The sequence below is a fragment of the Paenibacillus glufosinatiresistens genome (assembly GCF_031470375.1).
Lineage (GTDB): Bacteria > Bacillota > Bacilli > Paenibacillales > Paenibacillaceae > Paenibacillus_AQ > Paenibacillus_AQ glufosinatiresistens.
Window position 1 is genome coordinate 99,295 of record NZ_JAVFHT010000010.1, and the last position, 12,620, is coordinate 111,914.

11 protein-coding genes and 1 tRNA gene are annotated in these 12,620 nt (G+C 54.6%); 4 read left to right on the plus strand and 8 right to left on the minus strand.

The window, feature by feature from the left end; all coding sequences use genetic code 11:
* Positions 1-214 precede the first annotated feature (214 nt).
* The 6 genes from eno to RBI05_RS12410 form a co-directional block, all read right to left on the minus strand.
* The gene (gene eno, locus RBI05_RS12385) at positions 215-1,501 is read right to left on the minus strand and encodes a phosphopyruvate hydratase (protein ID WP_150458722.1); all 1,287 of its coding nucleotides are present in this window, start codon (positions 1,499-1,501) and stop codon (positions 215-217) included.
* Positions 1,502-1,547: 46 nt separating this feature from the next.
* Positions 1,548-3,092, minus strand: coding sequence for a 2,3-bisphosphoglycerate-independent phosphoglycerate mutase (gpmI, locus tag RBI05_RS12390; RefSeq protein ID WP_150458721.1), 1,545 nt, complete (start codon positions 3,090-3,092; stop codon positions 1,548-1,550).
* On the minus strand, positions 3,092-3,847 hold the full coding sequence (gene tpiA / locus RBI05_RS12395) for a triose-phosphate isomerase (RefSeq protein WP_310551339.1): 756 nt from the start codon (positions 3,845-3,847) through the stop codon (positions 3,092-3,094). Before tpiA ends, gpmI begins: the two co-directional genes overlap by 1 nt.
* 25 nt (positions 3,848-3,872) lie before the next feature.
* On the minus strand, positions 3,873-5,054 hold the full coding sequence (locus RBI05_RS12400) for a phosphoglycerate kinase (protein ID WP_150458719.1): 1,182 nt from the start codon (positions 5,052-5,054) through the stop codon (positions 3,873-3,875).
* Between the two features lie 108 nt (positions 5,055-5,162).
* Positions 5,163-6,173, minus strand: coding sequence for a type I glyceraldehyde-3-phosphate dehydrogenase (gene gap / locus RBI05_RS12405; protein ID WP_150458718.1), 1,011 nt, complete (start codon positions 6,171-6,173; stop codon positions 5,163-5,165).
* Between the two features lie 104 nt (positions 6,174-6,277).
* Entirely contained in the window at positions 6,278-7,342 is a 1,065-nt protein-coding gene (locus tag RBI05_RS12410; RefSeq protein ID WP_150458717.1) for a sugar-binding transcriptional regulator, read from the minus strand.
* Between the two features lie 262 nt (positions 7,343-7,604).
* Between RBI05_RS12410 and RBI05_RS12415 the strand changes: the two genes are divergently transcribed.
* Positions 7,605-7,679, plus strand: a tRNA-Arg gene (locus tag RBI05_RS12415).
* Positions 7,680-7,871: 192 nt separating this feature from the next.
* A complete protein-coding gene (gene clpP / locus RBI05_RS12420; RefSeq protein ID WP_310551340.1) occupies positions 7,872-8,468 on the plus strand; it encodes an ATP-dependent Clp endopeptidase proteolytic subunit ClpP in 597 nt (198 codons plus the stop codon).
* Between the two features lie 99 nt (positions 8,469-8,567).
* Here clpP and RBI05_RS12425 read toward each other — a convergent pair whose 3' ends face one another.
* Positions 8,568-9,200, minus strand: coding sequence for a GDSL-type esterase/lipase family protein (locus tag RBI05_RS12425; protein WP_310551341.1), 633 nt, complete (start codon positions 9,198-9,200; stop codon positions 8,568-8,570).
* Positions 9,201-9,395: 195 nt separating this feature from the next.
* On the opposite strand from RBI05_RS12425, the gene RBI05_RS12430 reads away from it, so the two are divergent.
* On the plus strand, positions 9,396-10,088 hold the full coding sequence (locus RBI05_RS12430; RefSeq protein WP_191089576.1) for a YiiX/YebB-like N1pC/P60 family cysteine hydrolase: 693 nt from the start codon (positions 9,396-9,398) through the stop codon (positions 10,086-10,088).
* A gap of 96 nt (positions 10,089-10,184) precedes the next feature.
* Positions 10,185-11,225: a YncE family protein gene (locus RBI05_RS12435; RefSeq protein WP_150458713.1), complete on the plus strand. Its 1,041-nt coding sequence runs from the start codon at positions 10,185-10,187 to the stop codon at positions 11,223-11,225.
* 32 nt (positions 11,226-11,257) lie between these two features.
* On the opposite strand, the gene RBI05_RS12440 is transcribed toward RBI05_RS12435, so the two are convergent.
* Positions 11,258-12,391: a DUF3298 and DUF4163 domain-containing protein gene (locus tag RBI05_RS12440; protein ID WP_310551342.1), complete on the minus strand. Its 1,134-nt coding sequence runs from the start codon at positions 12,389-12,391 to the stop codon at positions 11,258-11,260.
* Positions 12,392-12,620 lie beyond the last annotated feature (229 nt).

A 12,620-nucleotide genomic window follows, 5' to 3' on the forward strand; every position in this document is an offset into this window, starting at 1 on the left:
GCATCACTATCTATGAGAATTGGAATTCACGTCACACAAACAGCATTCTTATTTTATCATAGCCCGAAAGCGATGACAACCTATTCCTGGGATATGGAATCGCGCCGGTCTCTTAACCCGGAATGCCCTCCCCGAAGCAAAAAAACCGCTCCGGCCTTAGGCCGGAGCGGTCAAAGATCACGAATCTGCGGCAGAATCTGCCCGGCAGAACCGATTATCTCTTGAGGTTGTAGAAGGACTTCAGGCCGTTGTATTGAGCCAGTTCGCCCAGTTCGTCTTCGATGCGAAGCAGCTGGTTGTACTTGGCGATACGGTCTGTACGGGAAGGAGCACCCGTCTTGATCTGGCCGGCGTTGGTAGCAACCGCGATGTCGGCAATGGTGCTGTCTTCGGATTCGCCCGAACGGTGCGATACAACAGCCGTGTAACCGGCGCGCTTCGCCATTTCGATGGCGTCGAAGGTTTCAGTCAGCGTACCGATCTGGTTGACCTTGATCAGGATCGAGTTGCCGATGCCTTCTTCGATACCCTTGGACAGACGCTCGGTGTTCGTTACGAACAGGTCGTCGCCTACGAGCTGGATCTTGCCCCCCAGCTTCTCGGTCAGCAGCTTCCAACCTTCCCAGTCGTCTTCGGAGCAGCCGTCTTCGATCGTGATGATCGGGTACTTATCAACCCACGAAGAGAGCAGGTCAACGAATTCAGCAGGTGTGAAGGACTTGCCTTCGCCTTCGAGGTGGTACTTGCCATCCTTGAAGAACTCGGTGGAAGCCACGTCCATGCCCAGGAATACGTCGACGCCTGGCTTGTAGCCGGCTTTCTCGATGGCTTCCATGATGGAGGACAGGGCATCTTCATTGGACGAGAAGTTCGGAGCGAAGCCGCCTTCGTCGCCTACTGCCGTGTTCAGGCCTTTGGCCTTCAGTACGGATTTCAGGTTGTGGAAGATTTCAGCGCCTGTACGCAGGGCTTCCTTGAAGCTTGGTGCGCCAACCGGCAGAACCATGAATTCCTGTACGTCGACGTTGTTGTCGGCGTGTGCGCCGCCGTTCACGATGTTCATCATCGGAACCGGAAGCTGCTTGGCGTTGAATCCGCCCAGGTATACATACAGCGGCACGTCCAGAGCAGCGGCAGCTGCGCGGGCTACGGCCATGGATACGGCCAGGATGGCGTTGGCGCCCAGCTTGCCTTTGTTCGGCGTTCCGTCCAGCGCGATCATGGCTTTGTCGATGCCCAGCTGATCCAGGGCGTCCATGCCGATCACTTCAGGGGCGATGATCTCGTTCACGTTCTTAACGGCGTTCAGAACGCCTTTGCCCAGGTAGCGGGACTTGTCGTCGTCGCGAAGCTCAACGGCTTCGTGAGCGCCAGTGGAAGCGCCCGAAGGTACGATGGCGCGGCCCTTGGCGCCGGATTCCAGATATACGTCAACTTCAACGGTAGGGTTGCCGCGGGAGTCGAGGACCTCGCGTGCATATACGTCGGAAATAATGGTCATTTCAATTCATTCTCCTTTGTATGCGTAATGGGAATTGCTGCTGTGCTTACTTGCGTCTTGCAATCATGGACTGGCCGGTCATCTCGGCCGGCTGCGGCAGACCCATCAGATCCAGGAAGGTCGGGGCCACGTCAGCCAGAATGCCGTGTTCGCGCAGGATGACGTTCTCGTCGGTCACGATGAACGGAACCGGGTTCGTCGTATGCGCCGTGAACGGACGTCCTTCTTCGTCGAAGACCATATCGGCGTTGCCGTGGTCGGCGATGATGATAACGACCCCGCCCTTGGCGGTAACGGCATCCACCACTTTGCCTACGCACTCGTCGGTTACTTCAACCGCCTTGATCGTCGGCTCCAGCATACCGGAGTGACCGACCATGTCGGGGTTGGCGAAGTTCAGAATGATGGCGTCCTGACGGTCGGCTTCGATCTCGGCTACGCAGGCCGCAGCCACTTCGTAGGCGCTCATCTCCGGCTTCATGTCATAGGTTGCCACCTTCGGCGAATTGATAAGAATGCGGGTCTCGCCCGGCAGTTCCACATCGCGTCCGCCGCTGAAGAAGAACGTCACGTGCGGATACTTCTCGGTCTCCGCAATGCGAAGCTGCTTCTTCCCTTGCTGAACCAGCACTTCGCCCAGCGTGTTGACCAGGTTCTTCGGAGGGAAGGCGACATAGCCGACCACCGTTTCACTATAAGTCGTCATGCAGACAAAATGCAGGCCCTGCGGGAACTTCGCTCCGCGGTCAAACCCTGCGAAGTCCGGCTGTGTGAATACCTGGGACAGCTGAATCGCCCGGTCCGGACGGAAGTTGATGAAGACGACGGAATCGCCGCTCTCCACGGTTGCCGTCGGGTTGCCGGCTTCATCGGTAATGACGGACGGCTCCAGGAACTCGTCATAGACGGAGTTCTGGTAAGACGCCGTAATTGCCGACAGCGCGTCGGTGTACTTCAGGCCTTCGCCGTCTACGATGGCGCGGTAAGCCTTCTCGACGCGTTCCCAGCGCTTGTCGCGGTCCATCGCGAAGTAGCGGCCGGACACGGTTGCGATGCGCCCTACTCCGATTTCCTCGATCTTGGCGATCAGCGCCTGGATATATTTCTGTCCGCTGTCCGGAGCCACGTCGCGGCCGTCCATGAAGGCGTGGATGTAGACATCGCTCAGTCCTTCTTTCTTGGCCAGGTCCAGCATGGCGAACAGATGATTGATATGGCTGTGAACGCCGCCGTCGGACAGCAGTCCGAACAGGTGCAGCTTCTTGCCGTTATCCTTCGCGTTCCGCACAGCCGCTACCAGCGTGTCGTTCTCGAAGAACTCGCCGTCGCGGATCGACTTGTCGATCATCGTCAAATCCTGATACACAATCCGTCCGGCCCCGATGTTCAGGTGGCCGACTTCGGAGTTGCCCATCTGGCCTTCCGGAAGACCGACGGCTTCGCCGCATGCGGTCAGCGTCGTGTTCGGATACTGCTTCAGATAACGGTCATAGTTCGGCTTGTTGGCTTGGGCGACGGCATTGCCTTCCGTCGTTCCCCGCAGGCCAAAGCCGTCCATGATAATCAGAGCTACCGGTTTTGGAGCGGACATTACTTCGCCCCCTCAACCAGTTGCACGAAGGAAGCAGGCTGCAGGCTGGCGCCGCCGACGAGTGCTCCGTCGATGTCGCTCATACCCATGTACTCGGTTACGTTCTCCGGCTTCACGCTGCCGCCGTACTGGATACGGATGGCATCGGCCGTCGCTTCGTCGTACAGGTCTTTAATCAGGCTGCGGATATAGGCGATTACTTCGTTGGCATCGGCGGAAGTCGACGACTTGCCTGTGCCGATTGCCCAGATCGGTTCATACGCGATAACCGTCTGCGCAGCCTGTTCCTTGCTCAGGCCCTGGAAGGCGCCTTCGGTCTGTACCTTGCAGACTTCCTTCGTCTGGTCGGCTTCGCGTTCTTCCAGCTTCTCGCCGACGCAGACAATCGGAGTCAGGCCGTGCCGGAAGGCAGCGTGCATTTTCTTATTGACGATTTCGTCGGTCTCGCCGAAGTAAGCCCGGCGCTCGGAGTGTCCGATGATAACATACTCTACGCCCAGATCCTTCAGCATCACGCCGCTGATTTCGCCGGTATAAGCGCCATTGTCCTCGAAATGCAGGTTCTGTGCGCCGATTTTGATCGTTGTGCCTTTCACGGCGGCTGTCAGAGCCGGCAGGTTGGTGAACGGCGCGCAGATTACGGTCTCAACGCCCTCCACTTCCGCCTTGCCTTTGACTTCCGCTACAAAACTCTCGGCTTCCGGAACGGTCTTGAACATCTTCCAGTTGCCCGCGATAATTGGTGTTCTGCTCATGGCAAGCTTGCCTCCCTCTATCGTCTTACTTGTCGTTCAGCGCTACTACGCCAGGAAGAGCCTTGCCTTCCATGAATTCGAGCGATGCTCCGCCGCCGGTGGAGATATGATCCATCTGGTCGGCCAGGTGGAACTTCTCGGCTGCCGCAGCAGAGTCGCCGCCACCGATAACCGTGTAGCCTTCGGTTGTCGCGCAAGCCTGCGCAACCGCCTTGGTGCCTTCTGCGAATTTATCAATTTCAAATACGCCCATCGGCCCGTTCCAGACGATCAGCTTGGAGTTCTTGATGACATCGGCGTAGATTTCACGTGTCTTCGGCCCGATGTCCAGGCCTTCCCAGCCTTCCGGAATGGCAGTAGCGTCTACAATCTGCGTATTGGCGTCTGCGCCGAACTTGTCGGCTACCAGAACGTCAACCGGCAGCAGCAGCTTCTTGCCCAGCTTCTCGGCCTTCTCGATGAAGCCCAGAACAGCGTCGATCTTATCGTTGTCCACGAGCGAATTGCCGATTTCGTAACCCTGTGCTTTAGTGAAGGTATAGGACAGGCCGCCGCCGATCAGAACATTGTCAGCCAGCGTCAGCAGGTTGTCGATGACGTCGATTTTGTCCTTAACCTTGGAACCGCCGATGATTGCCGTGAACGGACGCTCCGGATTGGAGAGCGCTTTGCCCAGTACGGACAGTTCCTTCTCCATCAGCAGGCCGGATACAGCCGGCAGGAAGTGCGCGATGCCTTCTGTCGAAGCATGGGCGCGGTGAGCGGCGCCAAAGGCGTCGTTGACGAACAGATCGGCGAGCTCGGCGAACTGCTTGGCCAGCTCCGGATCGTTCTTCTCTTCGCCCGGGTAGAACCGGACGTTCTCAAGCACGAGCACGTCGCCGTTCTTCAGTTCGGCGATCTTCGCCTTGACGGCGTCGCCGATCGCTTCATCGGCCTTGGCTACCGGTTTGCCCAGCAGCTCGGACAGGCGTTCAGCGGCTGGCGTCAGACGCATGGAATCAACGAATTGGCCTTTCGGACGGCCCAGATGGCTCGCCAGAATTACCTTCGCGCCGTTCTCGATCAGGTACTTGATCGTCGGCAGCGTTTCGCGGATACGGGTATCGTCGGTAATCTTGCCGTCTTCGAGCGGCACATTGAAATCGACGCGCACGAATACGCGCTTGCCGTTAACTTCAACATCACGGACACTTTTCTTGTTCATGATCTATCCTCCACACACGCATAATAGGTTCAAATCGAACACTCGTAAAAGAGCGGAAACTGCGAATCCCGTTTCCGCTCTATGAATGGACTATAGTGGCTTGCGAAATTATTTAATCATTTTGGCGAAGTATTCCAGCGTACGAACGAGCTGTGCCGTGTAGGACATTTCGTTGTCGTACCAAGCCACAGTCTTCACGAGCTGCTTGTCGCCTACAGTCAGAACCTTAGTCTGTGTAGCGTCGAACAGGGAGCCGTAAGTCATGCCCTTGATGTCGGAAGATACGATTTCGTCTTCTGTGTAGCCGTAAGTGTCCGGATCGGAAGCTTCCTTCATGGCAGCGTTGATTTCGTCAACGGTTACCGTCTTGTTCAGAACGGATACCAGCTCGGTCAGGGAGCCAGTCGGTACCGGTACGCGCTGAGCAGCGCCGTCCAGCTTGCCTTTCAGTTCAGGAATAACAAGGCCGATTGCCTTGGCAGCGCCAGTCGTGTTCGGCACGATGTTCTCGGCAGCGGCACGGGCACGTCTGAAGTCGCCCTTGGCATGCGGAGCGTCCAGCGTGTTCTGGTCGCCGGTGTAGGCGTGGATCGTTGTCATCAGGCCTTCTACAACGCCGAACTTGTCGTTCAGAACCTTGGCCATAGGAGCCAGGCAGTTCGTGGTGCAGGATGCGCCGGAGATAACCGTCTCGGAACCGTCGAGGATGTCATGGTTGACGTTGTATACAACGGTCTTCATGTCGCCGGTAGCCGGAGCGGAGATAACCACTTTCTTGGCGCCGCCCTTCAGGTGCAGCTCGGCTTTTTCCTTGGAAGTGAAGAAGCCTGTGCATTCCAGAACGATGTCAACGCCCAGGTCGCCCCAAGGCAGTTCTTCCGGATTGCGGTTAGCCAGGACTTTAACTTCCTTGCCGTTTACTTTGAAGAAGCCGTCATGAACTTCAACTTCGCCCTGGAATTTGCCTTGCGTTGTATCATATTTGAGCAGGTGCGCCAGCATTTTGGCATCGGTCAGGTCGTTGATAGCTACTACTTCGATGCCTTCCACTTCTTGAATACGGCGGAAAGCAAGGCGGCCGATACGTCCGAATCCGTTGATACCTACTTTTACAGTCATTGAATAGTTCCTCCTAAGTATCATTTATTTATTCAAGACAGACGGTTGAGGCCTGTCAAGACAACAGGTTAAGTATAACGCATGATGAGGGCTAATGCTCGCCATTATGTGGAAACGGCGTCTCCCGCGCTGCGGGCGGCTTCGATTTCGCGTCCGATTTCCATGGCGGCGGCTTCGTCGATCACAAGAATGTTCTCGCGGCCGAACCGGAGCATGGCGTGAATGGCTTTGGCCTTGCGCTTGCCTCCGGCGATGCCGATGACCACTTCGGTGCGGATGATGTCCTCCAGGCGGAGTCCCATCGTCAGCATCGTGTGCACCACTTCGCCCGATTCATTGAAATAGTAGCCGAACGACTCGGCTACGGCTCCCGCCGTTCGGATAGCCGCAATCGCGTCTTCTCCGAGCTTGCGCCGGCGCGTCATCTCCATAGCATCGCCGATGCCGTGCACGATGATTCGGGAATGCCGGATCGTGTGCACAATCTCGCCGATATTCGGATCATGGGCCAGGGACTGATAAGCGTCCTCTCCCAGCAGATCCGGGACATGCAGCAGCCGGTAATTCGCACCCACCCTCTTGGCCATGGTGGAGGCAATGGTGTTGGCCTGGATCTCCATGCTCTCTCCAAGCCCTCCGCGTGCCGGTACGAACCAGGTCTTCTGAAAAGTCGGCGCAATGGGCGCCGTTAATTGATCCGCCATCTCCGCGAGCGTGGAACCGCCCGTTACGGCAACCGTATCGCCGGGCTTCAGCACGCTCAGCAGCGCCTTGGCGCCAGCGCGTCCCAACTCCCGCTTGGTTACCGGAGAAGCATCGCAATCTCCCGGTACAATGACCAGCTTGGACAAGCCGTACTCTCGGCGAATCAGCTCTTCCAGTTCGTCAAGGCCGAACAGGCTCTTGGCGATGGGCTCCATCAGATCAAGCAGTTCGCGGCCGGCTTCGCTGATGCGCATGCCGACGCTCTCAATCTCGATCAGCCCCTGGGCTTTGAGCAGATCCGTCTCCGCCCGCAGCACCCGCTCGGTCATATCGAGGGATGCGGCCAGCGTCCGTCGTCCGATGATGTCGGACAGCAGAATCTGGTGCAGAATCGTATACCGCCGTTTGAGGGTCTCCATTAGATCAGGCAGAAGCTGCTTTTGGATCTCTAATAGGTTACGCATGCTTTCACTCCTGCGGTTTCTCTCTTCCCCTTCTCTATATGGTCTCAAAACGTCCCGGGTTAACGTTTTAAGTCCCACTTGTATTCTACCCAAAACTTCCACCGAGTGCAAGTGCTCCCGTCTAGAATTCGCCCGTCTCTATCTTCTTATGCAGCAGACGAAAAAGGCATCAGCCTGTCCGGCCGCGCCGCAGGGCCCGGTCACATAAATTTGGACATATGACTTGCATTCTTCCTGATGTTGATCTATAATAAGTTCTGTTGCGCCCGTGGTCCAATGGATATGACGTAGGCCTCCGAAGCCTGAGATCCAAGTTCGATTCTTGGCGGGCGCGCCATTAACTTCTAGATTATACAGGAACAGCAAGACATACTTGTAATTAACCATCGTACCACGAATTAACCAGAGAGCCGCTTAGCGGCTCTTTTTTCGGTCCGAGTTTGACTTTCTTTGACTTTTTGTTTTAATTTGGTTATCATGTGGTAAAGCAGTATCCTAAGCCGTTCAATTCAAAGGAGGTTATCCGAAAATGAGTTATATTCCAATGGTCGTTGAACAGAGCAACCGCGGCGAGCGGGCTTACGACATCTACTCCCGTCTGCTGAAGGACCGCATCATCTTCCTCGGTACCGAAGTCAATGATGTGGTGGCCAACTCCATTATTGCCCAGATGCTGTTCCTGGCGGCGGAGGATCCGGATAAGGATATTTCCCTGTACATCAACAGTCCCGGCGGCTCCATCACCGCCGGCATGGCGATCTTCGATACGATGCAGTACATCAAGCCGGACGTATCCACCATCTGCGTCGGCATGGCCGCTTCCATGGGCGCCTTCCTGCTGACGGCCGGCGCGATCGGCAAGCGCTACGCGCTGCCCAACAGCGAGATTATGATTCACCAGCCGCTCGGCGGCGCCCAAGGCCAGGCTTCGGATATTGAAATCCGCGCCCGCCGCATCCTGAAGATGCGCGACAAGCTGAACCGCATTCTGGCCGAACGTTCCGGCCAGTCGCTGGAGCGCATCGAGAAGGATACAGACCGCGACTATTTCATGAGCGCGGAGGACGCTGCCGCTTACGGTCTCGTCGACAAAGTCATCGAGCACCCGATGTCCGTGGGTCAATAATCCCAGGACCCAGGCAGCGCATGACGAAGACCCCCTTGTGGCCTCTAAGGCTCAAGGGGGTCTTTTTGTGAACAAAATGCAGCTTGCAGGCCCTTCTTCTTACACCAGCGGACTGTAACCCAGCGCATTCAGCCGTTCGGCAATGACCCGGTAGCCCCTGCCGTTCGGATGCAGTCCGTCGAGGGACAGAAGCTCCCGCTCGCTGCCTGCGAAGGCGCCGTATATATCGGCGAAGCCGCTGGTTCTGCTGCTGTACCGCCCGGCATGCCGGTTAAAGTGTCTCACCCATTCCGCCGCTTCCGCCCATCTCGGGTACGGATTGTAGAGTCCGACCGTCCGCAGAAGATAGGGCCTGCCGTCCTGCGCTTTGATCGAGCCGATAGCCTGCATAATCTCCCCGTAGTGCCGCGTGGCTTTGTGGACAGCTCCTTGGGGGAGCGCCGCAGCGCCATTCCCCCTTGCCGAGCGGGCCGCCCGGATTAAGTCGTTGCCGCCGATCGACACCGTAATGACATCCGCTTCCCGGATCGCCTGGCGGAACATGGCGTTCCGCTGAATGTACCAGAGCAGCTCCGTTGTCGTCAGGCCGTTAATGCCCAGATTGGTGTGCGCCACGAAAGACCTCAGCCGGGCTTCCGTCATCCGCCGGTACAACGGAACGAAGCCGTTTCCCGGCAGCGCCCCGAAGCCTGTTGTCAGCGAGTCTCCTAGCGCCGTGTACTGATAGACCACTCCCGCTCCTCCTTTGCCGAATGCCTCGTTCACCTATTCAGCATATGAAGAGCGGCCTGGGGCGGAACCGGGAGAATGTCCTAAGATTAAATAATTGTAAAAAATTGTATCTATGTTCCTATATAATCTTTTCGTTATGTAGATTACCATGAACAATGTGGATCCACATAACAATAAAGGAAGGGAATGTTATTATTGAAAAAAATTATTACACTTTGTATCTCTATCTTTTTACTTCTGCCCGTTACTAGCGCTTTTGCCAATGACTCCTCCTCATTCAGTTCGCTAAATCAATCGGAAATTAATGATTTAGAAACCGCGAAACAAGCAACCGAGGGACTTAAAACCCAAATGGATAAACAAGAACCACTTTTTATCGGTGATCCTAAAACAGCAGAAAATCAAGCTAGTACAATTAGTACAGATATGTCCAGACAAGCTGCAGGCTCGTATACCTCAAGAGCTGGTGAATTTTTAGTTACTACAGACACAGCCAGCAGTTCTTCTAGCACTTGGGCCGGAGGACATGCGGGCCTTGTCTATTCCAGCAATTATGTTCTAGAGTCTTTTGGAAATAAGGGGGATATGAATGGCGTTAAATTATGGCCCAACGATTGGGATGCAAGGTACGAACATTTCCAACTGCGTACTGTAATTGGTACTACACTTCAACAAGATATTGATCTTGCTCTTAAAGCATACAATCATCTAAACAAACCATATAACTACAACTTCTTTAATATTAATCAATCTTCAAGTTTTTATTGTTCTCAACTCGTATACTACATGTTTAACAGTATGTACAACATTAATTTAAACGATGGAGGGGCTGTTTGGCCCGTTGACTTAACTCAGAGTGAACATGCTTACGTAGTTTACTCACAATAATCAGGACAGCTACCTCTACTTCTGACTGAATGTCGGCAAGAATTTAAGTCAATTCTTGCCGATATTCATTAAATATCTTTAAGAAGGGACTATTGTATGCGGGTAAAAATATTAATAGTGTGGATTTTATTGGCGGCTTTTATGTCCTCTTGCGGCTCGTCTTCCGAGAAGGATAAATACAAACTTCCGGATGACTACGCTTATATGGCCGTATTTACTTCCTTTCGTAGCTCTCACAGTGAGTTCCGGTTCTATTCGGATGACTGGAAGCTGATTCGCACCTTAAAGCTTAGTGCAGGTGGAGTCACACCCGGTAAAACTTATAAAGGTAATTATTATTTTGTAAGTACGGGTACACCGCGACATTCCGGAAATCAAATTATTGAATTGAACAGCCAACTAAACAAGCTGGTTACGGTCCCCACCAGTGATTATCCTATGGATGTAGCTATTCAGAGAGGTTATGCATTTGTGATTCATAACACGGATATCTCTTATGGCGAATTGAATAAGATTGATTTGGCTTCCGGCAAAATTGTCAAGCAAATCAAGGTTCCCGGCGTTCTTCGCACGATTACTTCGAACCAAGATCGGATCTATGTGCTCTCCGATCATATTCAGGAGCGCATGCAGCACATATCGGTGTACGACTCCGAACTGCATGCGATTCACGACTATAAGAACCGTTTGACAACATTCTCAACCGACACCTTCTTCCTAGACCCTACCACACTAATGCTTGCTAATAATGCGATGGATGATTTCAATGGACCAGCGAAAGTCTTGGCTACTCTTCACCTTGAAAGCGGTAAAATCCAGACCATACCCTGGAAAGGTGCCTCTCCCTATCAAGTGCTCAGCTACGGCGAAAGTCTGCTGGTCCCCCAATACTCGCTGGGCCAATCCACAGATAACTCTATTACAGTTATAAATCCTGACACGGGTAAGGTTACTCATCGTTTTCCCCTAGCGGCTCCTCCCAACCGCAGTCTGGTACATGGAAACATCTTCTACTCCATCTGGGATAACCAAGTATATCAATACGACATCGAGAATAACTTCAAATGGATCGCTACTCACCCCCTCCAACCCACCGGCGATCTCCGGCTCATTGACTTTTGGGTAAGGCCGGATTAAGCAGTGAGGCCTTCGGCAGACTTCCGGTCTCACTATTTCAGCGCGCCAAGCACGCTCTGTCCCGGAGGCAGCAGCTCCTTGAAGTCAAAAGTAACAAGCGGGAAGCCCTGGGCATATGCGGTATAGTCATAGAGCTGGAAGAACAGGACCGCCTTGCCCTCTTTCAAATAAAAGTATTTCTCGGTCGTCAGCCCCGTGAACCCGCCAAGATAGCCGCCCATCGCTCTCAGCTCCTTGCCGGCTTTGGCGTTCAGCACCTTCTTGTAGTCGGGATTGGCTCCGAACAGATCTTTCAGCAGCAGGCGCTTGCCGTCCTTGAGGGAGAAGGTAAAGCCTTGACGGTAGGTCATGCCGTGGGCTCCGCCCAGATAGCTGTACTGATCCATGACGAGGCTGAGCAGCCCGTTGCTGTTATAGGTCACCAGGAAGCGCGAGTCGAACTCATACGGGCGTTCATCCTCGCCTCTCTTGGCCAGCTCATTGTTCATCTCCGCGGTAAAAGCGGCATTCGCCTGCTTCAGCGTCTCGTTGATCTTCTGCTGTACCGCAGCGTTGTTCAGCCCGGAAATCTGCGGATACTCCAGATGAATGGCGGCGCCTTCCTTGTCCGCAGCATAGGTGGACGAGCTGACGGCTAAGGCGTTCTGGGCCTTCGGCATCAGGTTAAGCCGGCCGGAGGCCTTGCTGAAATCCGCCTGATATCCCATATAGTCGGTCAGCAGACCGACCGGAACATAGAGCTTCCCGCTCTGCAGGAGACCCTCGTACTCGGACAGGAAGAACCCGTTCACAGACGGCGAAATTCCGTACTCCGAGACATACAGGGTCAGCTTCCGCACGCCGGAACCCACTTGATAGGTCTGCTGTTCTTTATTGTAGGTTACGTTCAGCTTCAACGTATCCCGCAGGAAGGAGACCGGGACCCAGACGGCACCCTCCTTATAGAGTCCCTGCTGTTTCGTAACCGCTCCATTCCACTTCAGCAGGACGGTGCTCTGCGCCGCCTTCTGCACAGCCGCCTTCTGCACAGCAGCCGCCGGCGCAGCCAGGCCCGTCTCCGCCGGAAGCCCTGCCGCCAAGAGCGCCGCAGCCGCGGCTCCAATTCCCCACCGTGCGGCCTGTGTCCGCCATTTGCTGCCTGTTCTTGTATCCTTGTTCTTGTTCATCGCCGTCGTCGTCCTTTCGGGTTATGAATTCTAACAATCCGCTTCTACTATTATAAAAGGGGCTGGACGCGCAGGGGGTTACAGCAGCCTTTACAATTTGGTAAGCTTTGGCGCCGTTCCGGCCTGCGTCTATGACATTTTCTTAAACGATATTTCAAATTTTATTCGATAGCGATAAAAAAAAACCGCCGCCGCATTGCGGCGACGGACTGTCGCACCCCTCGGGACG